A 23,855-nucleotide genomic window follows, 5' to 3' on the forward strand; every position below is an offset into this window, starting at 1 on the left:
AAATGCCTATCGGAAGGTTAAGGAATTCCGATATGAAATCACTGAAGCTCCCTTAAAGCCTCGAGCACTTCCTCAAAGGGTGCGTCAGTTTTAAGAGCCGTCGGCGAGAAGTGCGTCCTCGTTGCCTTGTAGCCATTCTCGTGGAGTATCTCAATGACTCTAGCCAGCTTCCTGACCTCAAGGCCGTGCCTTCTGGCTAATGCGTGGGTGTCGTAGTGGAACGGAACGTCCAGCTCGTCTCTGAGTAGCTCCAGGAACTCGGGGGTTTTCTTTGCGTTACCGAGCGGGGAGTCTCTGCTCAGCTTATAGAGCTCTTCGACGAACTCCTGGGTCTTCAGCGGGCCGAGCCACAGCGGGCCATGGGCGGTGGCTTTCGATGGGAGGAAGGCGTTTTCAAACTCGAACTTTCCGCTCTCGTCTTGGTAAAGGTAGCCAAGCTGTTTCATGCTTTTATCTGCCCTCTTTGCTCCGTTTCTCAGCTGGAGGAAGGCCCTGAAGTAGTGGTCACGGTAGTAGGCCAGAAGAACCTCAACGCCGAGGTCGTATTTGGCAGCGTACCTGACGAGGGTCCCAATGAGGATCCTAAGGCCCGCCTCATGGCAGAGCTCGCCCCTTATGGGCTCTGCAAGATATTTACGCAGGCAGGCATTCCTGTAGGCGCCGCAGAGGACGCCGGTGTCCGTGGCTGTAACCGCTAAAATACCTCTCCTCCTAACGCTCCTCAGGGCTGAATCAAGGAACTCCATCGGCGAGCCAAAGGGGTCTAAGTCGACGAAGTCGAAGTATCTAAACTGCTCATTCATCAGCCTGTTAGCGTCGGCGTTGGTTACAACCAACGTTTTTTCTCCCTCGAGAACGGCCATCTTCCCTTCGATTTTGAGCTCTCCGGAGAAGTTCAGCTTCACGTTATCGACTATAAGCCTGAACGCATTGGGATTTATGTCGTTGAGCCATATCTCCCCAGCAGGGGTTTCGAGGGCGTAGCGGATGCCCCTTATCCCCGTTGCCGAGAGGGCATCGAGAACGCGCCTGGAGCCGAGAACATTCAGAGCAAGAACGCTTATGTCTCTGTTCAGCGCCATAACGGGGTTGTAGAAGACGGGGGCATCGTAAATGCGCTCGGCCTTTGGAACGAGAATCCTCGCGAGACCTTCGTGAACTTCAACCAGCTCCATTCTCTCACCGAGGAAAGAAAAGGTTGGGAAGTTTAAAGGATTTCGACGTAGTCACCGAGGGCCTGTCCGGGGAGGCCTGGCTTGAAGTAGGCCTTGACCTCGCCGCGGTTGCCGTGAGGTTTGAGAATCTTTCCAACCATCTTCTTTCCGGTCGGCGTCCTCCAGACGACCTTCCTGCCGACGAGCCTGGCAGCCTGCTCCCTTCCGTCAACACCGAGTGGCTTGAGAATCATGTGGTGGTTGTCCTGGTGTTCGTGGGTACCGGCGTAGGCAAGGACGATGGCCTTTCCACGTGGCATCGCCCTCACCTCCACCGAAGGGGGTTCACTGGAGGGAACTTTTAAGCTTTATCCCTCAAACCCGGCGAGCCCCTCATCTATATCAAGGATTTCCCTAATGTCCTTGATTTTGAGGAAGTTCTGCCTCTCGAAGAGCAGAGCCACGTCGCTCTTGTAGGGAGAGGCCTTCTGGACGAGGAGTGTGTTATCATCGAGGATGTAGGTGAACCTTCCCGGGCTGTCATCAACCCACACGAATGGCTCATCGGGATAGAGCGCCCTGAGGGTCTCGAACTTCTGGAGCATGTCCTTCGTGCCCTTAAATGTTATAACCTCATCGAACTCGTCGTACCAGTTCGTCTTCTTCATGAAGATGACCTTTCCGCCTGGATAAGTGTGCTCGCCAGAGAAGCTTATAACGCGCCTTCCGCGCTTTCTCAGCGTTCTAATTACCTCCTTCGCGAAGGGGAAGTCCTTAATGTACTTCGGCATCAGCTTGTAGTACTCGTGTATCGTTCCCTGGGCCACCAGCTCGTGGATGACGCCAAGGTACTGGTAGGTCAGCTTGCCCTTGATGAAAAGGAAAAGTGCCTTGTAGTACTCGTCATAGAGGTCGCTCTCTATCACGGCGGGAATGGTTTTCTCTATGGCTATCGTGAGGGCCCTCTCAACGGCACCCGTGCTGTCAACGAGCGTCCCATCAAAGTCAAAGAGGTAGACTACCATGATTGAGGGTATCACCTGCGGAGTTATAACGCTTTCTTCCCGAAAGGATTTTATTAATGAAGCCCATCATCACGTCTGGTGGTTGTGATGAGAATCGAGAGACTCCAGGAGCACATCTCAGAGAAGGGTCTTGACGCCGCTCTAATAACGAGAAGGGAGAACCTCTTCTACTTTACCGGAAGCTCACCCGTCCTTGGTGGCTATCTCGTTGTTACCCCAGACGAGAGCGTGTTTCTCGTTCCAGAGCTCGAGTATGAGGAGGCGAAGGAGACTTCAAAGGTCCCCGTTGAAAAGTTCAAGGCTGGAAAGGAGCTGTACAAGAGGCTGAAAAGCTTCAAACTAAGAAAGCTCGGCATTGAAGGCAGAACGAGCTTTTCAATGGTTCAGGCCCTCAGGGAAAAGGCCGGTGTTGAGGACTTCGACGTTCTCGATGAGGTCATCAAGGAGCTCAGAATCATTAAGACAAAGGAAGAGATAGAGGTCATCGAAGCTGCCTGCAAGATAGCCGATATGGCCATGATGGCGGCGCTGGAAGAGATAAGTGAGGGCAAGCGTGAAAGGGAAATAGCCGCGAAGATGGAGTACGTCATGAAGATGAACGGCGCGGAAAAGCCAGCCTTCGACACGATAATAGCCAGCGGCTGGCGTTCTGCTCTGCCTCACGGCGTTGCCAGCGACAAAAGGATAGAGCGCGGCGAGCTGGTCGTTATCGACGAGGGTGCCCTTTACAGACACTACCATTCCGATATGACCAGAACCATCGTTGTTGGCTCCCCGAACGAGAAGCAGAAGGAGATCTACGAAATAGTCCTCGAGGCCCAGAAGAAGGGTGTGGAGGCAGCAAGGCCTGGAATAACGGCCAAAGAGCTTGACACCATTGTCAGGGACGTCATAGCCGAGTACGGCTACGGCAACAACTTCATCCACTCCACCGGCCACGGCGTAGGCCTTGAAATCCACGAGTGGCCTCGTGTGAGCCAGCAGGACGACACAGAGCTCAAGCCGGGCATGGTAATAACTATCGAGCCCGGTATATACATTCCTAAGTTCGGCGGAGTTCGCATAGAGGATACCGTTCTCATAACCGAGAACGGCGCAAAGAGGCTTACCAAGACTGAGAGGGAGCTCATCTGACCCCTTCCCCATTTCTCTCACAACTTTTTAAAGCCCGATACCTATTTTCTCAGGGGGTGAGAAGGTGCAGATAATCCACGAGGATCCCAAGGAGGGCAAGGTGAAGGTCAAGGCAGAGACTCTCGATGACCTCTGGTACCTCTACCACATCATCGACGAGGGAGACGTCGTTTATGCCAAAACGCTCAGAAAGCAGAGCCAGAGGAGCGACTCCCTGAGAGCGGAGAAGGTCGAGGTTATCCCAGTCTTCCTTGGAGTCAGGGCGGAGAAGATAAACTTCCACAAGTTCGCCAACCAGGTACGCGTTACCGGGCCGATAGTCTACGCGAGCAGGGAGGACGTTCCCCTCGGGAAGTACCACACCATAGCCATCGAGGAGGGCACGGTAGTCACAATCCAGAAGCCCCGCTGGAAGGAGCACCACGTCGAGCGCTTGAGGGAAGCGGTCAGCGCCTCCAAGCGCGCCAGGGTCATGATAGTCGTTATCGATGATGGCGAGGCCGACATGGCGCTGGTAAGGGAATACGGCGTGGAAATACTCACGAGCATAAGGCACAACCTCGGCGGAAAGCGTTACAACACTGACAGGGAGGCCGAGGAGAAGAGGTTCTTCCATGATGTGGCGAAGACCATGGAGGAGATAATGAACCGTGAGAAGGTCGAGAAAGCCATAGTTGCCGGCCCCGGTTTTGTCAAGGAAGACTTCTACAAGTTCCTCCGAGAGAACTATCCAGAGCTGGCCAAGAAGGTCGTCATCGAAGACACGAGCGTGACCGGCAGAACGGGCATCTACGAAGTTATCAAACGTGGGACTGTCGATAGGGTCTACCACGAGAACCGCGTTGCGAAAGAAGTCCAGCTCGTCGAGAAGGTGCTCGAGAACATAGCGAAGAACAACGGCCTAGTTGCCTACGGCCTCAGGGAAGTCGAGGAAGCGGTGAACTACGGTGCGGTGGAGACGCTTTTGGTTCTCGACGAACTGCTCAAGGGTGAGATGAGAGAGAAGATCGAGGAACTCATGGACACCGTTAGATACTCTCGCGGTGAGGTCGTCATCGTCAGCTCAGAGCATGAAGGAGGGGAGAAGCTGAAAGCCCTCGGAGGCCTGGCGGCTCTGCTGAGGTTTAGAGTGAAATGAGCTCTATCCCTCTCCATACAGCTCTGTGTAGGGGTCCCTTTCAAAAGTCGGGAAGGTCTTTTCTTTCCCTCCTTTCACAAGAACCCGTTCTTTTTCCTCGGTGAACTCTCCGAGCTCGAATGCCATAATTCCATTTTTATGTAATTCTTTAATTAAAGCATCAGCTTTCTCGGGCGGCGTTATGGCTATCAGCGTTCCCGTCGAGGAAACGCTCCACGGCTCAAGGCCGTAGAACTCAAGCACCTTCCTTACCAGAGGGTCGAGGTAGAGTCTATCCGCATAGACCCTGAACCCCACCCCCGAATTCTCAGCTATCTCGTGGAGCGCGGTTAGGCCGCCTTCGGTGGCATCGTGCATGCCCCTGACGAACGACCTCGCAATCAGGGCGTCAGGAAGGGCGGTCTCAAATGTGAAAAGCCTCTTAAGCCTCTCAATCTCCTTGAAGGCCAGGAACTTCCTCAGCTCTTCCTCCCGGAAATACGCGGCAGAAACAGCAAACTCAAGGCCGATCTTGGCGGTAACGATTATTTTATCTCCCGGTTCCGCCAGCGGGAGCTTTAGTTCGTCTTTTCTCACCAGGCCCATCGCGGTGGTCGTTGAGGTGGGCTCTGCTATAGTTGGGTAAACCCCAGTGTGGCCACCAATTAGGGAGCTTCCATACTTGCGGCATTCGGTGTTTAGACTTCTCATGACGTTTTCCAGGAAACTTCTCTCGGTCCCAGGGGGAAAGAGCAGATCAACTATCAGCCACCTCGGTCTGGCACCAAAAACGGCAACGTCACTCGCTGCAAAGTGGTAGGTGAAGAATCCGAAGGTTTCTTCAGGCACGCCAAGTGCCGGGTCTGTGGCGACGATTAAGTAATGCTCGTGGTCGTATTCGAGGACGGCCGAGTCGAACCCTTCCTTTGGGCCGTAAATAACCCGAACATCCTCAATTCCAATGTTTGGAAAGACGACCTCCCTCAAAACGTCATTCCTGAGCTTTCCGAGTGGGAGTTTCACTCCTCAACCCTCCGGAACTCCGCGATTATTTCCTGCGCCTCCCTTAGGGTTTCTTCATCACAGTTCCAGCACATAATTTCGAAGCTCGGGACGCGGACGCTCATGCGGACCTTTTTCCTCCTCGCGAGCTTACTTATCTCGTAGTTTACTCTGTAAGCCAAATCCATGAGCTTGGGAGTTACAATCTCCTCACGGTCTATGTACTGCAACGGACAGCCCTCGCGCCACTGCCTTCTGCGGGCGTGCTCATACATGCGGTAGGGCCTTATTCCGGCCTCTTCCGCAAGAGCTTCGACCTCCTCGGCAGTGTACTTAATCAACGGCCTGAAAAATGGGATGCCAATTCTCGGGAGGTCGCAGAGCCGTATATCCGTCCTGCACTGGTCGAGCAGGGCGCCAATTATCTTGTCGTTGGCGTTGTCACCTTTGGCTAAAACATCAAAGCCGTTGTTGATGGCAAACCACTTGGCGTTCCAGAGCATCACCTTCTTGCAGTTGATACATATGGGGCCCTTTCTGCCAGCTGCCTCACGGAGAAGACCGTCAGTTACGTCCACGAGATAGTGTTCAACACCGAGCTTTTTCGTGAATTTTATGGCCCAGTTGAGCGTTTCCCTCCAGCTCCAGCGGTGGAAGAATGTAAGGGCTGAAACGTTGAGACCGGCTTCATTAAGCAGGTGGAGGGCCAGGCTACTGTCCTTTCCTCCGGAGAATAGGACGAGAATTCGTTTTTCATAAAGCCCGCTTCGCTCAGAGAACTCCCGTATTTCATTAACGACACTCTCAATCATGGGAAAAAATACTGAAGGAGGCTTAAAAATCTAAGCCTCAGACGTTGACCTTGCCGACCCACTTCTCGGCGAGGTTGCCAAAGATCGGGAACTTGTAGTACTCACCCTGGTAGGCCTTGAGCATTCCGAGTATCCAGAAAATCAGACCTGCAAGGTTCACGAGCATGGCAAAGAGTCCAACGAGAGCCGCCAGTGGGCCGAAGATCGCCCCAAGGATCACACCTAATATCCATAGAACTACCCAGAGAATGGTGAGACCAATGAACGTAATCGTTGACTGCATAGCATGGAAACGGACGAAATCACTTTCCTTCTCGAGCACCAGAAAGATTATGCCAGTGAGCCATCCGAGCACATACGCCAGCAAAGCCTCAACGTTCTCCTCCATGCCCAGAGAGGTCTTCTTTTTGGGTTCTTCGGGTGGAATCTCCTCCATAAACAACACACCTCCGAAATTCAATTAATTGTATTATCTTCAATCCCTTAAATACCTTTCCAAAGTTTTAACACGAGTTTCAAAGGAGAAACCTTACATATGCCTACATCAAAACCGGCAGTTTTCTGATTTCGAACCATTGAGCTTTGTTAGGCTCACCAAAGCTTTTTAAGTCTCTCTATGTATTCGAATGTAGAATTAGGAAAACCTAACGGTGATGCTCATGGTTGTACCTTTAAACACCCTAAGACCCGGGGAGAGAGGAATCGTAGTTAACATAGTGGGCGGGTCTTATGCAAGGCAGAGACTGGTTTCTATGGGGCTTACACCCGGAGCTACGGTTCAAATCCTTGAATCACATTCACTGGGTCCGATAATAATCTCCGTCGGAGGAGTGAGGTTCGCTATAGGTAGAGGACTGGCTGCCAAAGTCATGGTTAGAAAGCTCTGAGGTGGCTCTCAATGATGAAGGTCATTGCTCTGGCCGGAAATCCGAACGTCGGGAAAACCACTATTTTCAATGCCCTGACCGGTATGCGCCAGCACGTCGGCAACTGGCCAGGAGTTACCGTCGAAAAGAAGGAGGGAATCCTGGAGTACAAAGGCCAGAAGTTTCTCGTGGTTGACCTTCCGGGAACTTATTCTCTTACCGCTCATTCTGTTGACGAGCTCGTGGCGAGGGATTTTCTCCTCAAGGGGAGCGCGGATGTTGTTGTGAACGTCGTGGATGCGACGGCCCTAATGAGAAACCTCTTCCTTACAATGGAGATACTCGAGATGGGCCTTGACAACGTGGTCATAGCACTCAATAAGATAGACCTCGCCGAGAAGAGGGGCATTGAGATAAACGTTAAGAGGATGGAGGAAGTCCTTGGCGTTCCTGTCGTTCCGCTCAACGCGAAGGAGGGCATCGGCCTTGAGGAGCTCAAGGAAAGGATATATCAGGTGGCGAACGGCAAGCTGAAGGTTCACCCCATCATCCCGACCTATGACCCAGAAGTAGAGAGGGAAATCGAACACATAACCGCGGCCCTTAAAAACACCGCCCTGGCGGAGAAGTACAACCTTCGCTGGCTAGCTATAAAGCTCCTCCAGAGGGACGACGGGGTAATAAAGCTCGTCCTCAGGCACCTTGGAACGGAGAAGCTCGACGAGATAATGACGCACATAGGGGAAGTTGAAGAGAGATACAAGCGCGCGATGGATCTCATAATAGCCAGCCAGAAGTATGAGTTCATAGATGGGCTCATGCACAAGTTCGTGAAGTATTCTCACGAGCAGGGTGAGACCCTCAGCGACCAGCTCGACAGGATTCTAACGCATCCAGTTTACGGCCTCCTGGCACTCTTTGGAGTGTTCTACCTTGTCTTTAAGTTCGTCTTCACATTTGGAATGCCCCTTCAAGAACTGCTCGATGAGGCTTTCTCAAGCTTTGGAGAGTGGCTCGCTCCCCAAATAGCGAACGAGACCCTCCGCGGTCTGGTTGTTGATGGAATCATTGCCGGAGTCGGCTCGGTTCTAAGCTTCTTCCCGCTGGTGTTCCTCCTGTTCCTTGCTATGTCCCTGCTCGAGGACATCGGCTACATGGCCAGGGCCGCCGTCGTGATGGAAAGAATAATGCGCAAGTTCGGCCTCCCGGGGAAGAGCTTCATACCCCTAGTCCTTGCCTTCGGCTGTAACGTTCCCGCGGTGATGGCCACCAGAACCCTTGACGAGGAGAGGGACAGGCTCGTTACGATGCTTGTGAACCCATTAATTCCGTGCAGCGCGAGGCTTAGCGTCATAAGCTTCCTCGCAGGGGCATTCTTTGTCGAGAGACAGGCCCTCGTGGCGGTCAGCATCTACGCCACTGCCATACTCCTCGCACTCCTCATGGCGTGGGTCATCAGCAGGTTCATAATTAAAGGCGAAGAAAGCCCCTTCATCATCGAGCTACCAGAATATCTTGTGCCCTCATGGAAGACGATACTGCTCCACTCCTGGGAGAGGAGCAAGGAGTTCGTCAAGAAGGCAGGGACGATAATACTCCTCGGATCGATAGCAATATGGTACCTCAGCAGCTACCCCGTCGAGATAGGTACCGGCCAGAGCTACGCTGAGAGGCTCGGAATGTTTTTCGAGCCCTACATGAAGCTCATGGGCCTTGACTGGAAGGCTGCGGTAAGCCTGCTCTTCGGCATAATCGCCAAGGAGAACGTCATCTCGACCTACGGCATAATCTACGGAAACGAAGAGGTAATAGCGAGCGTCATGACACCCCTCCAGGCGTACGTGCTGGCTCTCGTTACGACCCTCTACGTCCCGTGCATAGCCACAATCGGTGCGATACGGGCCGAGAGCAACTGGAAGTGGGCGGCATTTACGGTCTTTTACATGATAGCGCTGGCTTCCATAGTCGGAATAATAGCCTGGCAAATCGGCACGGCTCTGGGTCTTTGAGGTGAAAAGATGCTTGAGCAAATCCTTGAGCTGATCAAGGAAGGGAAAAGCCTCGATGAGATAGTCGAGAGGCTCTCGCTCCCGCGGGAAGAAGTTGAGGGGGCGCTGAAGATCCTGGAAAGTATGGGCTACATTGAACGGGTAGAACTCGGAAGCTCAGCCTGTGAAACATGTCCCCTCAAAAGCGTCTGCCCTGGCTCCTGCTTCCGCTTTAAGGGGAGGATATACACCGTCCCAGAGTTCGATCTCAATGGACAGAAATGAACCTCTCCTCCTTCCAGTTCATTGTGGGACATATTTAATGGCCGTAAAATATATAAGTTTCCCGCCCAAGTGTTAAATGGTGATACTATGAAAGCCGTTATTCTTGCTGGCGGTTTTGGAACTAGGTTAAGGCCGCTTTCATCGACCAGACCGAAGCCGATGGTTCCAGTTCTCGGCAAGCCGAACCTTCAGTACCTTCTGGAGAGCCTTGAGAAGATACCCGAAATCGACGAGGTCGTTCTTTCGGTTCACTATATGAAGGGAGAGATAAGAGAGTTCATCGACGAAAAGATGAGCGATTACCCCAAAGACATTCGCTTCGTTAACGACCCCATGCCGCTCGAAACCGGCGGTGCGCTCAAGAACGTTGAGGACTACGTGAGCGAGGACTTCCTCGTTATCTACGGTGATGTCTTCACGAACTTCGACTTCAAAGAGCTTATAGAGGCTCACAGAAAGAACGATGGCCTCATCACCGTTGCCGTCACTAAGGTCTATGACCCCGAGAAGTACGGTGTCGTTGAGGTTGATGAGGAAGGCAAGATTGTTCACTTCGAAGAGAAGCCAAAGAGACCAAAGACTAACCTCGTCGATGCCGGAATATACATGGTGAACAAAAAGGTTCTTGATACAATTCCAAAGAACAAGGAAGTCTACTTTGAGAGGGAGGTTCTCCCGAAGTTCGTCGCCCAGGGAGAAGTTTACGCCTATCAGATACCACGCGGGCACTACTGGATCGACCTCGGAACGCCAGACGATCTTTTCTACGCCCACCAAATAGCGATGGACGAGATAACCAAGCAGAATGGGTACTACACCATCAAAGAGGGTGCAGAGGTTCCGGAGGACGTTGAGATTCAGGGGCCTGTCTACATCGACGAGGGGGTCAAGATAGGCCACGGCGTCAAGATAAAGGCCTACACTTACATCGGTCCGAACAGCATCATCGAGGACAAGGCATACCTCAAGAGGGCCATCCTGATAGGAAGCGACATAGTCAAGGAGAGGGCGGAGATAAAGGACTCCATACTCGGAGAAGGCGTCGTTATTGGCAAGAACGTCCTCCTCAAAGAGAACGCCGTCGTCGGCGACTACGCCAAGATATACGACAACCTCGTCATCTACGGTGCGAAGGTACTTCCGTGGAAGAAGGTCGAGGAGTACGAAGCCTACATCAAGATAAAGCTTGATCCAACCAAGGTCAGACCCGGTGTTACGCCGGAGCGCTGCCCGCTCGGACTGCCTGAGTGCATCTACACCAAATTCAAGGCAATAGCAGGAGAAAAGCCGCCCTGTGACGAGTGTATCGAGAACCAGTGGCTCTTCTGAGCCTCTTCTCTTTTTGAGCCGTTAGGACAAGCTTTAAAGGCTCGCGAAAGAATGAAACCCTTATGGGAGCCACCTAACAGGGCATCCCCAGTAAGATAACAGATTGAACTCAACCCAAAATTTAGCTCGTTAAAAGTCAAAAACTTTTGATGGAACTTTGCGCCAGCAAAGTTTCCTTCAGTACCTAATTCTTGGGTTGTACTCGAGGAGCATCAGGCCGTTCTTGAAGATTCTTATCGTGCCGCTCTCGGAGAGGCTTATGGAGATGGCTTTAGTCAGCTTCGTTATTCCAGCAGCTGCTATGTGCCTGCTGCCGAGTCCCGGCGGGAGCATCAGGTCTATGGCCCTGGGATCAACCTCTATGTACCTTCCAGCCGCTATAATCCTTCCAGTATTGCTTATGACGAACGCCCCGTCAAGCTGGGCGAATTCCTTGATGATCTCCTTGCTGTTCCTGTCGAGGACGTTTATCTTGTGGCCTTTGAAGGGGTTGGGTATCATCTGGTGGGAGTGCTTCAGCACGTTCCTCGTGTCGCCGATGATGAAGAGCGTTCCTACGGGAGTGCCCTCTCTTCCTTCTATGCTCAGCTCGATGGTTATCTCGAGGAGCCGCTGAAGGACGTTCTGGTTCTGGGCAAAGAAGCCCCTCATGGCGGAGATGCTTTTCTTGACCGTTTTGATTCCGATCAGCTCACTGGTAACGTAAACGAAAGAATCCCCCTCCTTAACTATATCGTGCTCAAGGAGAAATGCCGAGATTAAGTTGAGAATGTTGTTCAGATCAAGATTCTGGGGAATTGAAACCCTTTTGATTTTCTCGTTCTCGACGTCGAAGGAAGAGCTCACTATCACAATAGTAACCCCTATGTCTGGAATTCTCTCCGGCTCAATGTCCTCGAGTATGACCAGCGATTTCCCGTCGAGTTCTTTTACGATATCAATGGCGCTTTTTATCAGTATCTTGGGGATTCTCTTGCCCATATTAACCAGCCATTAATGAAGTGACTTCGGGTAGTATAAAAACCTACCGTCCTCAGAAAACGTTAAAACTAAGCGTGCTATATGGCATTTGGTGTGAAACATGAGGATCGTGGTTGCAATAACAGGGGCAAGTGGTGTAATCTATGGCGTGAGATTGATCGAGGTTCTGCGCGAACTGGGGCATGAGGTGGTGACGGTAGCTTCTAAAACCGGTTTGGCGGTGATAAGACACGAGCTTGGAATAGATTTCAAGCCGGATTACCGAGAGGAGGATCTCTTCGCGCCGATAGCTTCAGGTTCCCACCGCTTCGATGCCATGGTAATAGTCCCCTGCTCGATGAAGACCCTCTCCGCAATAGCCAACGGCTACGCCGACAACCTGATAACAAGGGCGGCTGATGTTGCTTTAAAAGAACGCAGGAAACTTATCCTCCTCGTCAGGGAAACGCCTTTAAACTTGATACATCTACAAAATATGGTACGGGTTACCCAAGCTGGTGCAGTTGTCATGCCAGCTTCCCCAGGATTTTACACAAAACCCAAAACTTTGGACGAAATGGTAAACTTTATAATTGGAAAAACCTTAGACCTTCTTGGGATCGAGAACAATATATACCCTCGGTGGAGGAGTTGATATGGTCCAGCTTGATGACCTTGATAGGGCAATCCTCCGCATTCTGAAGGAGGATGCAAGGTTAACAATATCCGAGATAGCCGAGAGACTTAATAGGCCGGAATCCACGATTCATTTTAGGATTAAAAAGCTACAAGAGCGAAACATCATTGATAAATACACTATAATTCTCGGCGAAGAGCTCCGGCCGAAGAGTCTTGCCATAGTTTACATTCAGGCCGAGACCCCCATCATAGAAGACTTCCTCGAGCGGTATATCCGTCACATCATGAAAACTCTCTCCCTGCTCCCCAATGTGTTGGCCGTTGCCAGAAGCGGAAGGGATGGTGTGATTGCGTTGATAGGGGAAGAAAGTCACGAGAAGCTCAACCGCTTCGTGGACGAGACTATAAGAGTCCTCCCGACCCTCAAGCGGGTCGAAGTGTTCATGCTGGACGAGTTCAGCAAGGGCGAGGGACTCGTTGGATTCCTAGTGGGGGTTTAAATGGAAGTAGAGGTTAAGTTCCGCGTTGAATTCAAGGAGATCAAAGACGCAATAGAATCCCTCGGTGCCATATTCATTAGAGAGGAGCTTCAGGAAGACCTCTACTTTTCTCTTTCCCTTCCAGAGCTTCTTAGGCTTAGGCGGATAACCAACCTTGGAAAGTCGTTCCTCACGTACAAGAGGATAGAGGATCCCGGAAAGAACGAGGAGTTCGACGAAATAGAAGTTGAAGTTTCGGATTTTGAAAAAACTCGGGAGATTCTAAAACGTCTCGGCTTCAAAGAGGACGTATGGGTTATAAAAAGGCGTCTGGTTTATAAGCTCGATGATGTGACGTTTGAGCTGAGCGAAGTTGAGGGACTGGGGGCTTTTCTTGATATAGAGGTCATGAGCAACGACGTTGAAGGCGCGAAAAAGCGGATATGGAAAATTGCAGAAAAGCTCGGATTGACGGAAAAAGACGTTGAGCCAAGGCTGTATCAGGAGCTCCTTCGCGAAGTTGATAGCAGGGGCAAAATGTAAATACTTCAAAAAGATTATCTGGGGATACCATGAGGGTTAATAGGGGCCAAGGTTCCCTCGAGTACCTTTTCATGATAGCGGCCGCGCTGGTGATAATCCTGGTCGTGGTACGCGCGATAAGCGGCATATCCGCACCGTACTCAACCGCACTTACAGTGGATCCTGAAAGCCTGACCAGCCAAGTTGAGGACCAGGGGAGCTTTAAGGTTGAAGCATGGGTTGAGGACAACGGCGATGGCACATACAAGGTTTACTACCGCATATGGGCCCTTGAGAAACCCCTTACGGGCGCAGAGGTTCAGCTGGTGTGTTTCGGCCCCACCAACAACGTTGGTGGCCTTGACCCAATTAAACACGAAGGTATCCTGGAGCCGGTCAATTACTGGGCGAACTACTGGACACCAGTTCCGAGGGAAGCGTTTCCATGCCAGGTGCAGTTCACACTCTGGAAGAGGGGACTGGGATGAAGTGGGCCAAGTTTTTCGTTTTGCTGGCTTTAATCTGCTTTTCAATCTTTACAACACGCGTCTCAGCAAGCTTCGCGGTCTACTACGGCCAGATAGGCCCCTCAGAGTTCCCTGAGCTTGATAGCTTCGACATAATAATCCTCTCACCTACCGTAAACTCGACCTACGTTTCGAAGCTATCGGCTAACCACACCGTTGTCGGCTACGTCAGCCTCGCGACAATCGGTGGCTGGGAACCATGGGCAAAGAATGTCCCGGAGGGCCTGCTAATAGGAGAAAACCAGAACTGGGATGAAGGAGTAGTGGACTTTTCGTCGCCCGAATGGGAGCGCATAATTTTGGAAGAGGCGGTTCCATATATCCTTTCCCAGGGCTTTGATGGAGTCTTCCTCGACAACCTCGATTATGTGGATCTATATCCCGAGAAAAAGGACGCAATGGTCAATCTCGTGAGGGCCATTAGGGAGCGCTATCCCAACATTACAATAATCGCCAACAGAGGCTTCTCGATAGCCGAGGAAATAGCTCCCTACGTTGACTATGTCCTCCTTGAGGACTTCGTGACATACTACAACTTATCAAGCGATCGCTACGAGGTTTTTGATGAAAGCGAACTTCAATGGGAGTTCGACCAGATTCAAAAGCTTAAGTCCCTCAACATCTCAATACTCGCCCTGAGCTACGCTGACCTAACCAACGAATCGCAGGTGAGGGAGTTCTCCGCATTAATCTGCATGTACGCGGAAGAATACAATATCTCCGAGGTCTATCTCGCCGACCTGAGCCTCCAGAGGATAGGTTTTGACCCGTGTGAGCGTCAGAGGGAGGGCACAAGGACTACCTGGGAAGGCACACCTCAAGAAACGTCCAATGAAGAAAATGAAGAGGCCGTCTGTGGGCCAGTGATTTTCCTCCCGCTGATTCTCCTCGGCCGCTTCATCTTGCGGTAGCGACAATCTTGATGATGTCGTTGAACCCGAGCTCGTAGTCCTCTCCAACACGCCTGTGGGTTCTGGCGTTGACGGCGTAGAGGAAGGTCTTTCCGAGGTCTGTGTGGACTTTGTAGGCTAAGTCCCTCGGCGTTGAGCCCTTGGGGAGTAAGTGGACGTGCGGCAGAACGTTGCCGAACTGGTCTGTGAGCTTGTGCTCGTCCTCGACTGGATAAACCGGAACGAGCTGGAGTAGCTCGAAGACGGCCCTGTTTATGACCTCCTGCACGCCGGTAGAGCCAAACCTGTCGAGAACTTTCTCCTTGATGAGTTGGAGAGCCTTTTCCTGCTTGGCGCTCATTGGCTTCAGGATCTTGAAGTCGCTCGAGCCGGGAACGTAGTCTATGAAGCCAGCCTTTGCGGCTTTTCTGAGGGTGAGCTCAGCCGCCGCTGAAGTCGGAACAACTATGTATCCCCTCTTCTCGCCCTCTTTCTTGAGTTTCTCTATCTGCTCGTCGCTGGCGGCGTCAGCCTTGTTGGCAGCGATGATAATCGGCTTGTTCACCTTCCTTAGTTCCCTTACGAAGGCCAAAAGATCCTTATCGCTCCATTTCGTGGGGTCGTTGTCCAGACCGAGCCTGTGGATTGCCTCAAAGGCATCTTCCTCGCTGACGCCTATTCCCGTCAGCTGGTCGGCTATAGCCTGCGCCAATTTGAGGTGCTGGAGCTTTATCCTCTTGGCGAACTTCTCCCAGTTCTTCCTAAGAATGCCGTATATCCAGTAGTCTATCTCCTTCTCCAGGAACTCTATATCCTCGACCGGGTCGTGGTAGTCAGTCGGCTGTCCCTCGGCGTCGGTCTTGCCCGTAACGTCAACGACGTGGATGAGTGCGGAGGCCATCCTGAGGTCGTCGAGGAACTTGTTGCCCAGACCGCGACCCTCGTGGGCGCCGGGGACGAGACCGGCGACGTCGATCATTTTTATTGGGATGAGTGCGAGGCCATCCTTGTATTCGTAGTTCTGCGGGTTTGGCTTACAGCCGAGCTCCTTGCAGGGGTGCTCCGCTACCGCGTAAGTGACGCCGACGTTGGCATCTATCGTCGTGAAAGGGTAATTGGCAATTTGAACGTCAACGAGGGTTGCCGCCGAGAAGAAGGTCGATTTTCCAACGTTTGGCTTGCCAACGACACCTATCTCCATGCTCACCACCGAGGTAAATTGGTCAGGGGGTTTTAAAGGGCTATGGTCTGCTACAACTCCGAAAACTATAACTCTCCAAGCATCCTAATCTTTTTGGTGAATCCCTATGAAAATCTACACCCTCGTCGAGGACTACTCCGGCTACGAGAGCCCCTTCCTGGCGCAGCACGGTGTGAGCTTTCTCATCGAAAAAAACGGGAAAAGAATCCTCTTCGACGTCGGCCAGAGTGCCGAGCCGATACTTCACAACATGCACCTCCTGAATCTCGAACCTTCAAGCATCGACTATGTCTTCCTCTCCCACTGCCACTACGACCACACCGGTGGGCTTTTGGGAATGCTAAAGGCCATAGGGAAGAGAGTTCCAATAATAGCACACCCAAGCATCTTCAGGAGGCACTTCATCACAAAACCCTACCTGAGAGATGTCGGCGTTCCATTCCGGAGGGAAGAAGTCGAGGAGCTCGCAGAGCTCTATCTTACGGCCGAACCGCTTGAGATAATAGAAGGGGTTTATTCAACGGGCGAAATCAGGGATAGGGGGGACTTTGAACGGGTAAGCCTCGAAGTTTACACCCTACAAGACGGCCGTGTTGTAAGGGACGAGCTGCTCGACGACATGAGCATCGTCCTCAAAACGTCCAAAGGTCTGGTGATCGTCAGCGGTTGCTCCCATGCCGGGATAGTGAGCATCGTGAAGCACGCGGTAAGGCTGACCGGCGAAGAACAGGTGAGGGCAGTTATCGGAGGCTTTCATCTCATTGATGCGAGCGATGAGAGGATAGAGAAAACGGTAAAGGCCTTCCTTGAGCTGGGCGTGAAGGAGGTTTACACCGGCCACTGCACGGGACTAAAGGCAGAGGCAGCTTTTCTGGAGGCCTACGGCAGGAAATTTCACAAGCTCCACTCGGGAATGGTGATTGAACTCTGAGGTGCGGGAGATGAGTGAGGAACCTAAGATAACCGTCATCGCGTACTCGAGGGATAAATTCGTGAGCAGGAAGGTATCGAGTCTCAAAGAGGCAGTTGAATTCGAGAAATACAACGTTGTCTGGATAAACGTTGACGGGTTTTCCATCATCCCGGAGCTCAAAGAAGCCCTACAACTCGACGATGCACCCATAAAAGCCCTTACCCGGTCGAGTATCCGTGCGAGGGTCATGGTCTTTCCCGACTACCTCTTCCTTCTCCTCCACCAGGTCTACGAGATGAACGGCAGCCTCAAGAGGGAAAAGATTGCACTATTTCTGAAGGAGAATCTCGTGATAACCGTGCAGGAGAGACCCGGAGATGTCTTCGACCCCATAAGGGAGAGCATTCGCGAAGGAGAGGGACTCTTCCGTGAGCGCGGTGCTGATTACCTTCTCTTCGCTCTCCTCGAGGCGATAGTGGAAAACTACATTCCAATAATCGAGCGCATAAGCTCCCGCATGGAGGGACTGGAGGCCAGGATACTATCTTCCGGCGAGGAGAGCGTTCTTCACAGGATACACGGTATAAGGCGGGAGATACTCTTCATGAGGCGCACTGTGTTTCCGCTTCTCGAAGCCTTCAGAAAGCTCCAGCTCGAGGGCGCGAGGTTCTTCGAGGGCGAGACCAAGAGATGTATCGACGAACTCCACGACCACGTGCTTGAAGTTCTTGAAATCCTTGAGGGACAAAGAGAGCTCGCCAATAGCCTCGTCGAGCTCTACTATTCGACTCTCTCGATGAAGACGAACGACATCATCAGAATTCTGACCGTTGTCTCAACGGTTTTCATCCCATTGACGTTCATAACGGGCATCTACGGAATGAACTTCCGCTACATGCCCGAGCTGGGGTGGCGCTACGGCTACTTCATGACACTATCCGGCATGCTGCTCATTGCCGTCGGGATGCTCTACTACTTCAAAAGAAAGGGGTGGTTATAAACCGAGGGCCAGCCTCACAGCCCTTTCCGCTATCACATCGAGCGGGTCAATAAGAGGAACGCTCAGATCCTCGGGCCTAAGCGCCACGCTCACCTCCGTGCAACCGGCTATTATGCCTTCGCTCCTCTTTTCCAGCCTCCTGGCCACCCCAAGGAGGAGTTCTCTGCCTATTTCGAGGTTCCCGCCCTTCACACCTTCGTAGATGGCTTTCATAACAAGCCTCTGGTCCCCTTCGCTTGGAACGACCAGCTTTATCCCCCTCCTGGCAAGAGGCCCTTCGTAAACCCCGCCCCTCACTGTCCCGTCGGTCGCGAGAAGGCCGACCTTCCTGAGGCCCATCTCTGCTATCTTCTCGGCAGTTGCTTCCACCATGCTGACAAGGGGAACCTTTATCACCCTCTGGATGTCTTCAGCAAAGAAGTGCGCCGTGTTGCAGGGCATTATTATAAAATCAGCCCCCCAGCTTTCGAGCTTCTTGGCACTGGTTATCAGCTCCGGCCTTGGGTCTTCGCCCTTCCCGAGAATGAATGCCGTCCTGTCAGGTATCTTCGGGTTGTTGTAGATGATTATCCTCGGATGCTCCTGGTCTCTCTTGGCAGGCGTTTTCTCAACTATCCTCCTGAAGAGCTCCGCTGTTGCCAAAGGCCCCATGCCGCCGAGTATTCCGATGACCCTCTCGGGCATCTCACTCCCCCAGCCAGACTGAGTCATCGCCGTAGTAGTTCAGCTTGACCACGAAGAGCCTGAAGGGTTCATCGCGTTCGTTGATTACCCAGTGAACTGTTTTCGGCTTGACGAGGAAGATGTCCCCGGGCTTTGCGAGGTATTCCTTCTCGCCGATGCCGAGCTTTGCCTCGCCGCTCATTATGTAGAACAGCTCATACTGCCTTTCATGATAGTGCTTTTTGACGGTCTGCTTTGGCTTGACCTCGACTATCTGGGCGTAGCTCCCCTCGGGCAGTTCGCCCTCGAAGAGCGGGAGCTTTCTGTAGGTTCCCCTATCGATGAGGTTTTTTATTTCGGCCTTCACGCTTTCACCCCTGAACACCCTCAACCAAGGAATTGAAAAGCTTTGCCCTTTCGATTCCCATCTGAATGCTCAAAAGACTTTTATACGTTAACTGCAGAGGCATTAATGGACAAACGTCAACGGTGATGACCATGGAGGCACTTGAAAGGGCCCTTAAATGGGCTGAGGACAACCTGAAAGCGGAATACATAGAGTTAAGGTATGAGAACTTAAGAAAAACAACGCTCGGCCTCAAGGATGGCGTCTTTACGAGCTTCACCGGCAAGTTCCATCAGGGCGTTGCGATAAGGGTTCTCGCCGACGGTGCCTGGGGCTTTTCTTCGACGAGCGACCTTAACAACCTCGAGAAGGCCATCGAGGAGGCCTACAAACTCGCCAGGGCCGCTGCTCAGACCAAGAAAGAGAAGATTGAGCTGGCTGAGATAAAGCCTGTTCAGGACTTCGTGAAGAGCAAAATGAAGATTAAACCTGCTCAGGTAGACGTCGAGGAGAAAGTCACCCACCTCAGGGAGCTTGAGAAGCTCCTCAAGGAGGATAATGCAGTAAAGAGCGTTCAGATACGCTACGAAGACGGCAGCGGGCAGAAGATACTCCTCACCAACGAGGGGACCAGAATAGAGTGGGGCTACAACTACCTCTTCCAGGGAACCTACGTTACCGGAAAGAAGGAAGGGAAGCTTGCGATGGCAAGGGACAGCATCGGAGCCGTTGACCACGGCTGGGAACTCATGACAGACTACGAGCCCAACGAGAAGGTAACTGAGAGGCTCCTCAGGAAGATGCACTCCCAGCTGGACGGCATCGCTCCAAAGCGCGGCGAGTGGCCCATCGTCGCGGGCCCAATAGTCGTCGGCATCATCGCCCACGAAGCTCTTGGCCACCTTGCAGAGGCGGACTTAACGATAAATTCACCGTTTAAGGATCTCATCGGCAAGCAGATTGCCCCAGAGTACGTCACAATGAGCGAGCGCTATGTTGAGGGCGGCTTTGGCAACGATAAGTACGATGACGAGGGTGTTCCGGTTAAGGACATCCACATCATCGAGAACGGAATTCTCAAGGAGATAATGCTCAACCGCGAGTACGCCCACAAGTGGGGCATGGAGCCGAACGGCCATGCGAGGGCCGAGAGCTACCGCTACCCGCCGATAATCAGGATGCGCAATACCGTCTTCGAGCCCGGTGATTACTCCTTCGAGGAGCTCATCGAGGACATAAAGTTCGGTTACTACGTGGTTGACTTCCGCGGCGGCCAAGCGCAGCTCAACTCGGCCTTCCAGGTTGGAATTCAGGAAGGCTACGTCATCAGGAACGGTGAGATTGCAGAGCCTATACGGGACACTTCTATCACCGGCGTGGCAATAGAGGCCCTCAAGAAGATAAGCGCGGTCGGTAAGGACTTCGGTCTTGAAGTCGGCTTCTGCGGAAAGGGACAGACGGCCTTCGTCAGCTCGGGCGGTCCGCACATGCGCTTTGACGGGGGAATACTCATCGGGTGAGGTGGTGAAGATGGAGGAGCTTATACGCTTCGGCGAGAAGTTTTTCGACGAGCTCGAAATAGCCGTTTACCGCTCCCGCGATGTTAGCGTCAACATTGAACTGAACGAGATTTCAATGGCGAGCGTCAGAAGCGGCGCCGTAACGATAATCAGGGGAATAAAGGACAAGCGCCTCGGCCTGGCGATAATCGACAGCGACGAGCCGGCAAGAATAAGGGAGGCAATAGAGCAGGCTGCAAAGATGGCGAAGCTCAACAGCCCAGATGAGAAGTGGGTTTCACTTCCAGAGCCGGGCAAATACCGCGAGGCCCCAAAGCCAAACTATGAGCTTAAGGAGACCTCTCCTGACCATCTGGTCGAAATGGTGGTTCACGGCATTAAGCTCGCCCGCGAGAAAGACCCCAACGCTATCGTTGCGGGTGGAGAAGGCGGCGTAACCTGGGAGGAGAGGCAGATCGTCAACTCACACGGCATTGAGGTCGCACAGGAAGGAGGAGCTGCCTACATATTCTTCGAGCTGGTCGGCAGGAAAGAAGGTGTCGTAACCCCTGGCATATTTGACTTTGAAGCGAGGAGAGACCTCAACCTTGACGTTGATGGGGTGGTTGAGAGGGCCGTTCGGAAGGTCGGCTGGGCTTACAACGTGAAAGCCAGCAAGAACGAGGAAGTGCCGATAATCCTCGGCCCATGGGCGATAGCGGGCCTCTTCAGCTACGCGCTCTTCCCGGCCTTCAGCGGCGAGAGGCTCGTCAAGGAGACCACTCCACTTGCAGACAAGGTCGGGGAACAGATAGCGAGCGATGTTCTCACTATCTACGATGACCCGTTCCACGAGCTCGCCATTGAGCCGGTTATAGCTGATGGTGAGGGTGTTCCAACGAGGAAGAACATCCTCATCGAGAAAGGAACCTTCAAGGGCTTCGTCTGGGACAACTACTGGGCCAAAATCTACGGCACTGAGAGCACAGGAAACGGCAAGCGCGATTTGAGGAGCGGCGGAATAAACATCGGCTTCCACACCATGGCAATCGAGAACGGTAAAAAGAGCTTTGAGGATATGATAAGCGAGATTGACAGAGGCTACTTTGTGGACGGCTTCCAGGGTGCGCACTCGAGCAACCCGGACAACGGAAACTTCGCTGTAACGGCCAATCCGGCCTACATCATCGAGGACGGCGAAGTCGTCGGCTCCAGCGTCTTCCTCATAGCGGGCAACGTCTATGAACTGCTTAAACAGGCCAGCGAGGTCAGTAAGGAGCAGATCGTTATGCCCTTCATGACGACAATGATAACGCCGTTCATCAGGTTCGAGAACGTGAAAATCGCCGGAAAGTGACGTTTTTCTTTTTCTCAACTTTTGATGTCTCTGTTCTCAATGTCACACCTGGCCGTTCTGTCAATGAGACATGGCAGCTAAAAAAGAATGTTCTCTCCACAAAACATTCACTTCAGAACTCTAAAGTCAATCGCGATGTTGAACTGCCTCGGCGCGTAGGGGCGAACCTTTCTCTCATCCAAAAACTCAACGTGGAAGCCGAGTTCACTCGCTATGTCATTTATCTTCGCCTCGTGCTCAGAAAAGAGGTTCTCCTCGGGCCCAAAGCCGTAGTAGTGGACAATTCCGCCGTCCTTAACGCTCAGCATTGCCTCCCTCAAAAAGCGGTCGGCGAACTTGGGGAGATTCATTATCACGCGATCGGCCTCGATTTTTCCAGCGATTTTCCTTACATCGGCCAGTATGGGGATAACGTTCGGCGTCTTGTTCAGTTGTCTGTTCTCCTCGAGGTACCTAACCGCCCAAGGGTTTATATCACAAGCAAAGATGAGCTTTGCTTTCTTTGCGAGGAGTATCGAGTATGGCCCGACGCCGGCGAACATGTCGAAGACGATCTCACCCGGCTGGGTTTTCTCGAATATCCTCATCCTCTCGGTGGCGAGTCTCGGCGAGAAGTATACCTTAGCAACGTCCAACCTGAGCCGTATCCCATTCTCTCGGTGGAGCGTTTCGGTTCTCCTCTCACCGGCAAGGCGAATCAGCTCCCTAACGCGGTATTCACCTTCAACCTTGCTCCCCTTAGCGAAGACAGCCTTTATGTGCCTGTGGACTTTCAGAATTGCCTCGCCAATATCCTCCCCGTAGGGCATCAGCTCCTCGGGAAGCTCGATTATCGCGACATCGCCAATGATGTCGAAAGAACTTGGGAGGAGAGGCCTCAATTTTTCAGGAACCTCAACGACCTCGCGGTAGCTGTGGGGCCTCCGCTTAGTCTTCTCGAACTCTGCCTCCACGAGTTCAAAGCCTTTAACTGGCCCGGTGACGGGGAAGAGTATGAACTCGCCCTCCCGCTTCACGGAGTAGCCCCTAGCCAAAACACCAAGCTCGATGAGCTTTCGTCTCGTCTTTTCGGCTTCTCTCTTAGGGACTTTTACGGCGAGCATCAGGGGTTAGTTACGCTGGAGGTTCAAAAGGTTTGCCGTTTTTGACTTCCGAGGATATTACCTCCAAGCTCCAGCGACGAAAGATTTTTAAACGCTCACCCTTCCCTAATATCGAGCCCCGGTGGTGTAGCCCGGTCAAACATGCGGGCCTTTCGAGCCCGCGCCCCGGGTTCAAATCCCGGCCGGGGCACCAAAACCGCGCTCCTCTCAATTCTGCGCCCTTCTACAGTCGAGAGCCGCTCTATAATCGCATCTTCTATGAAACGAGACCTGTTATAAGTCGCTTTGTCTAAAAGTTCGAGGACTTCTGGACTAATCGTGATATGTATAGTTTTGCGGAGCCTTCTCGGCCGTCTTTTAGACATATAAAGCCCTCCAAAGGCTGTTCCATGTGTGGCCACACGTGGCCACATGTAGCCACACTGAAAAATTTGGCGCCCCAAGGATATAGCCATTGTGGTCATGGGCTTCACCTCAGATCTCGCCGGCCCTCCACAGGTTGTAGAATTTTGTCAGCGTGTTCAGCTTCTCAACGAATTCCCACGAGAGGTTGAGCCTGTTTGAAGTCCTGGACACTATCCCGAGCTGAATGAGCGTCTTCTTGACTATGCTCCAGTCCTTCCTCAGCTTTGCGGCGGGATAACCTCTCTCGCGGAGCTCCTTCTCGATGAGCTTGTTTATCCTAGTCTTCGTGATCTCCCCCTCGTCGAACTTGTTCAGGAGCTCGTGGTACTGCTCAAGCAGGTTCTGCTCGCCGAGGTATTCGAGGATGACCTCAAGCCAGTCTTCAGTGTAGGTCTCCCTCTTCTGCCTCAGCCGCTCGAGGAGGGTTTCGGCTATGCCTATGCGGTGCTCGTCGTCATCGAAGATCAGCTCAAGGAAGTTGTAGAGGCCCTTGAGCTTGAACTCGTTCTCAGGCAGGGCTATTTTGGGCTTCATGGGCTCACCCCACTCACGGTTTTTGTGAGCATGGTGAGGCTTTCGGGAGTGTTTGGTGTGTGGGCTTCCTCACTCGTAAATGACTGCCCGTATTCACGGAAAGTG

At 52.5% G+C, this 23,855-nt stretch carries 27 protein-coding genes and 1 tRNA gene; 16 read left to right on the forward strand and 12 right to left on the reverse strand.

Features of this window, described 5'->3' with window-relative positions; translation table 11 throughout:
- Positions 1-38: 38 nt before the first annotated feature.
- Genes E3E26_RS06720 through E3E26_RS06730 form a run of 3 tightly spaced genes read right to left on the reverse strand, consistent with a single transcriptional unit; the run spans position 39 to position 2,179 of the window.
- Positions 39-1,175 carry a tRNA (guanine(10)-N(2))-dimethyltransferase gene (locus E3E26_RS06720; RefSeq protein ID WP_167900506.1) on the reverse strand — a complete coding sequence of 379 codons (1,137 nt, stop codon included), beginning with the start codon at positions 1,173-1,175 and terminating at the stop codon, positions 39-41.
- A 32-nt stretch (positions 1,176-1,207) separates the two neighbouring features.
- Complete coding sequence (locus E3E26_RS06725; RefSeq protein ID WP_167900774.1) at positions 1,208-1,474, reverse strand: 50S ribosomal protein L35ae; 267 nt, start codon at positions 1,472-1,474, stop codon at positions 1,208-1,210.
- A 48-nt stretch (positions 1,475-1,522) separates the two neighbouring features.
- Positions 1,523-2,179 carry an HAD family hydrolase gene (locus E3E26_RS06730; protein WP_167900507.1) on the reverse strand — a complete coding sequence of 219 codons (657 nt, stop codon included), beginning with the start codon at positions 2,177-2,179 and terminating at the stop codon, positions 1,523-1,525.
- 87 nt (positions 2,180-2,266) lie between these two features.
- On the opposite strand from E3E26_RS06730, the gene pepQ reads away from it, so the two are divergent.
- Both pepQ and E3E26_RS06740 read left to right on the forward strand, forming a co-directional pair.
- Positions 2,267-3,313, forward strand: a complete 1,047-nt coding sequence (gene pepQ, locus E3E26_RS06735) for a Xaa-Pro dipeptidase PepQ (RefSeq protein ID WP_167900775.1) — start codon at positions 2,267-2,269, stop codon at positions 3,311-3,313.
- A gap of 64 nt (positions 3,314-3,377) precedes the next feature.
- Positions 3,378-4,451: an mRNA surveillance protein pelota gene (locus E3E26_RS06740; protein ID WP_167900508.1), complete on the forward strand. Its 1,074-nt coding sequence runs from the start codon at positions 3,378-3,380 to the stop codon at positions 4,449-4,451.
- Positions 4,452-4,454: 3 nt separating this feature from the next.
- Here E3E26_RS06740 and E3E26_RS06745 read toward each other — a convergent pair whose 3' ends face one another.
- Genes E3E26_RS06745 through E3E26_RS06755 form a run of 3 tightly spaced genes read right to left on the reverse strand, consistent with a single transcriptional unit; the run spans position 4,455 to position 6,680 of the window.
- On the reverse strand, positions 4,455-5,453 hold the full coding sequence (locus tag E3E26_RS06745) for an AIR synthase family protein (RefSeq protein WP_167900509.1): 999 nt from the start codon (positions 5,451-5,453) through the stop codon (positions 4,455-4,457).
- The gene (locus tag E3E26_RS06750; protein WP_167900510.1) at positions 5,450-6,244 is read right to left on the reverse strand and encodes a 7-cyano-7-deazaguanine synthase; all 795 of its coding nucleotides are present in this window, start codon (positions 6,242-6,244) and stop codon (positions 5,450-5,452) included. Before E3E26_RS06750 ends, E3E26_RS06745 begins: the two co-directional genes overlap by 4 nt.
- A gap of 37 nt (positions 6,245-6,281) precedes the next feature.
- A complete protein-coding gene (locus E3E26_RS06755) occupies positions 6,282-6,680 on the reverse strand; it encodes a DUF4870 domain-containing protein (protein WP_167900511.1) in 399 nt (132 codons plus the stop codon).
- 223 nt (positions 6,681-6,903) lie between these two features.
- Here E3E26_RS06755 and E3E26_RS06760 point away from each other — a divergent pair, with 223 nt between their 5' ends.
- The 4 genes from E3E26_RS06760 (at position 6,904) to E3E26_RS06775 (ending at position 10,712) form a co-directional block, all read left to right on the forward strand.
- A complete protein-coding gene (locus E3E26_RS06760; protein WP_167900776.1) occupies positions 6,904-7,131 on the forward strand; it encodes a ferrous iron transport protein A in 228 nt (75 codons plus the stop codon).
- Positions 7,132-7,142: 11 nt separating this feature from the next.
- Positions 7,143-9,119: a ferrous iron transport protein B gene (gene feoB, locus E3E26_RS06765; protein ID WP_167900512.1), complete on the forward strand. Its 1,977-nt coding sequence runs from the start codon at positions 7,143-7,145 to the stop codon at positions 9,117-9,119.
- 9 nt (positions 9,120-9,128) lie between these two features.
- Complete coding sequence (locus E3E26_RS06770; protein ID WP_167900513.1) at positions 9,129-9,383, forward strand: DNA-binding protein; 255 nt, start codon at positions 9,129-9,131, stop codon at positions 9,381-9,383.
- Between the two features lie 87 nt (positions 9,384-9,470).
- Entirely contained in the window at positions 9,471-10,712 is a 1,242-nt protein-coding gene (locus E3E26_RS06775) for a sugar phosphate nucleotidyltransferase (RefSeq protein ID WP_167900514.1), read from the forward strand.
- 177 nt (positions 10,713-10,889) lie between these two features.
- Here E3E26_RS06775 and E3E26_RS06780 read toward each other — a convergent pair whose 3' ends face one another.
- Complete coding sequence (locus E3E26_RS06780) at positions 10,890-11,693, reverse strand: diadenylate cyclase (RefSeq protein ID WP_167900515.1); 804 nt, start codon at positions 11,691-11,693, stop codon at positions 10,890-10,892.
- Positions 11,694-11,793: 100 nt separating this feature from the next.
- Here E3E26_RS06780 and E3E26_RS06785 point away from each other — a divergent pair, with 100 nt between their 5' ends.
- Genes E3E26_RS06785 through E3E26_RS06805 form a run of 5 tightly spaced genes read left to right on the forward strand, consistent with a single transcriptional unit; the run spans position 11,794 to position 14,750 of the window.
- Positions 11,794-12,327 (forward strand): UbiX family flavin prenyltransferase, encoded by a 534-nt coding sequence (locus E3E26_RS06785; protein WP_167900516.1) that lies wholly within the window; start codon positions 11,794-11,796, stop codon positions 12,325-12,327.
- A gap of 1 nt (position 12,328) precedes the next feature.
- Entirely contained in the window at positions 12,329-12,811 is a 483-nt protein-coding gene (locus E3E26_RS06790; protein ID WP_167900517.1) for an Lrp/AsnC family transcriptional regulator, read from the forward strand.
- Positions 12,812-13,333, forward strand: a complete 522-nt coding sequence (gene cyaB, locus E3E26_RS06795) for a class IV adenylate cyclase (RefSeq protein WP_167900518.1) — start codon at positions 12,812-12,814, stop codon at positions 13,331-13,333. It abuts the gene before it with no gap.
- A 29-nt stretch (positions 13,334-13,362) separates the two neighbouring features.
- Positions 13,363-13,800 (forward strand): class III signal peptide-containing protein, encoded by a 438-nt coding sequence (locus tag E3E26_RS06800; RefSeq protein WP_167900519.1) that lies wholly within the window; start codon positions 13,363-13,365, stop codon positions 13,798-13,800.
- Positions 13,797-14,750, forward strand: coding sequence for an endo alpha-1,4 polygalactosaminidase (locus E3E26_RS06805; RefSeq protein ID WP_240911667.1), 954 nt, complete (start codon positions 13,797-13,799; stop codon positions 14,748-14,750). Before E3E26_RS06800 ends, E3E26_RS06805 begins: the two co-directional genes overlap by 4 nt.
- Here the strand turns inward: E3E26_RS06805 and E3E26_RS06810 are convergent.
- Positions 14,737-15,930, reverse strand: a complete 1,194-nt coding sequence (locus tag E3E26_RS06810) for a redox-regulated ATPase YchF (protein ID WP_167900777.1) — start codon at positions 15,928-15,930, stop codon at positions 14,737-14,739. The two genes, E3E26_RS06805 and E3E26_RS06810, sit on opposite strands and share 14 nt — an antisense overlap.
- A gap of 106 nt (positions 15,931-16,036) precedes the next feature.
- On the opposite strand from E3E26_RS06810, the gene E3E26_RS06815 reads away from it, so the two are divergent.
- Complete coding sequence (locus E3E26_RS06815) at positions 16,037-16,861, forward strand: MBL fold metallo-hydrolase (RefSeq protein ID WP_167900521.1); 825 nt, start codon at positions 16,037-16,039, stop codon at positions 16,859-16,861.
- Between the two features lie 10 nt (positions 16,862-16,871).
- Positions 16,872-17,843, forward strand: a complete 972-nt coding sequence (corA, locus tag E3E26_RS06820; RefSeq protein WP_167900522.1) for a magnesium/cobalt transporter CorA — start codon at positions 16,872-16,874, stop codon at positions 17,841-17,843.
- Here corA and E3E26_RS06825 read toward each other — a convergent pair.
- Both E3E26_RS06825 and E3E26_RS06830 read right to left on the reverse strand, forming a co-directional pair.
- Entirely contained in the window at positions 17,838-18,527 is a 690-nt protein-coding gene (locus tag E3E26_RS06825; RefSeq protein WP_167900523.1) for an aspartate racemase, read from the reverse strand. The genes corA and E3E26_RS06825 overlap by 6 nt on opposite strands.
- A 1-nt stretch (position 18,528) precedes the next feature.
- Positions 18,529-18,873, reverse strand: coding sequence for a cupin domain-containing protein (locus tag E3E26_RS06830; protein WP_167900524.1), 345 nt, complete (start codon positions 18,871-18,873; stop codon positions 18,529-18,531).
- Between the two features lie 131 nt (positions 18,874-19,004).
- On the opposite strand from E3E26_RS06830, the gene E3E26_RS06835 reads away from it, so the two are divergent.
- Complete coding sequence (locus E3E26_RS06835; RefSeq protein ID WP_167900778.1) at positions 19,005-20,372, forward strand: TldD/PmbA family protein; 1,368 nt, start codon at positions 19,005-19,007, stop codon at positions 20,370-20,372.
- A gap of 10 nt (positions 20,373-20,382) precedes the next feature.
- Positions 20,383-21,708, forward strand: a complete 1,326-nt coding sequence (locus E3E26_RS06840) for a TldD/PmbA family protein (RefSeq protein WP_167900779.1) — start codon at positions 20,383-20,385, stop codon at positions 21,706-21,708.
- A 107-nt stretch (positions 21,709-21,815) separates the two neighbouring features.
- Here E3E26_RS06840 and E3E26_RS06845 read toward each other — a convergent pair whose 3' ends face one another.
- The gene (locus E3E26_RS06845; protein ID WP_167900525.1) at positions 21,816-22,811 is read right to left on the reverse strand and encodes a class I SAM-dependent methyltransferase family protein; all 996 of its coding nucleotides are present in this window, start codon (positions 22,809-22,811) and stop codon (positions 21,816-21,818) included.
- A 115-nt stretch (positions 22,812-22,926) separates the two neighbouring features.
- On the opposite strand from E3E26_RS06845, the gene E3E26_RS06850 reads away from it, so the two are divergent.
- Positions 22,927-23,004 (forward strand) — tRNA-Glu (locus E3E26_RS06850).
- Between the two features lie 281 nt (positions 23,005-23,285).
- On the opposite strand, the gene E3E26_RS06855 is transcribed toward E3E26_RS06850, so the two are convergent.
- The gene (locus E3E26_RS06855) at positions 23,286-23,750 is read right to left on the reverse strand and encodes a hypothetical protein (RefSeq protein ID WP_167900526.1); all 465 of its coding nucleotides are present in this window, start codon (positions 23,748-23,750) and stop codon (positions 23,286-23,288) included.
- Between the last annotated feature and the right edge of the window lie 105 nt (positions 23,751-23,855).

The sequence above is a fragment of the Thermococcus sp. LS1 genome, from assembly GCF_012027395.1.
Classification (GTDB): domain Archaea; phylum Methanobacteriota_B; class Thermococci; order Thermococcales; family Thermococcaceae; genus Thermococcus.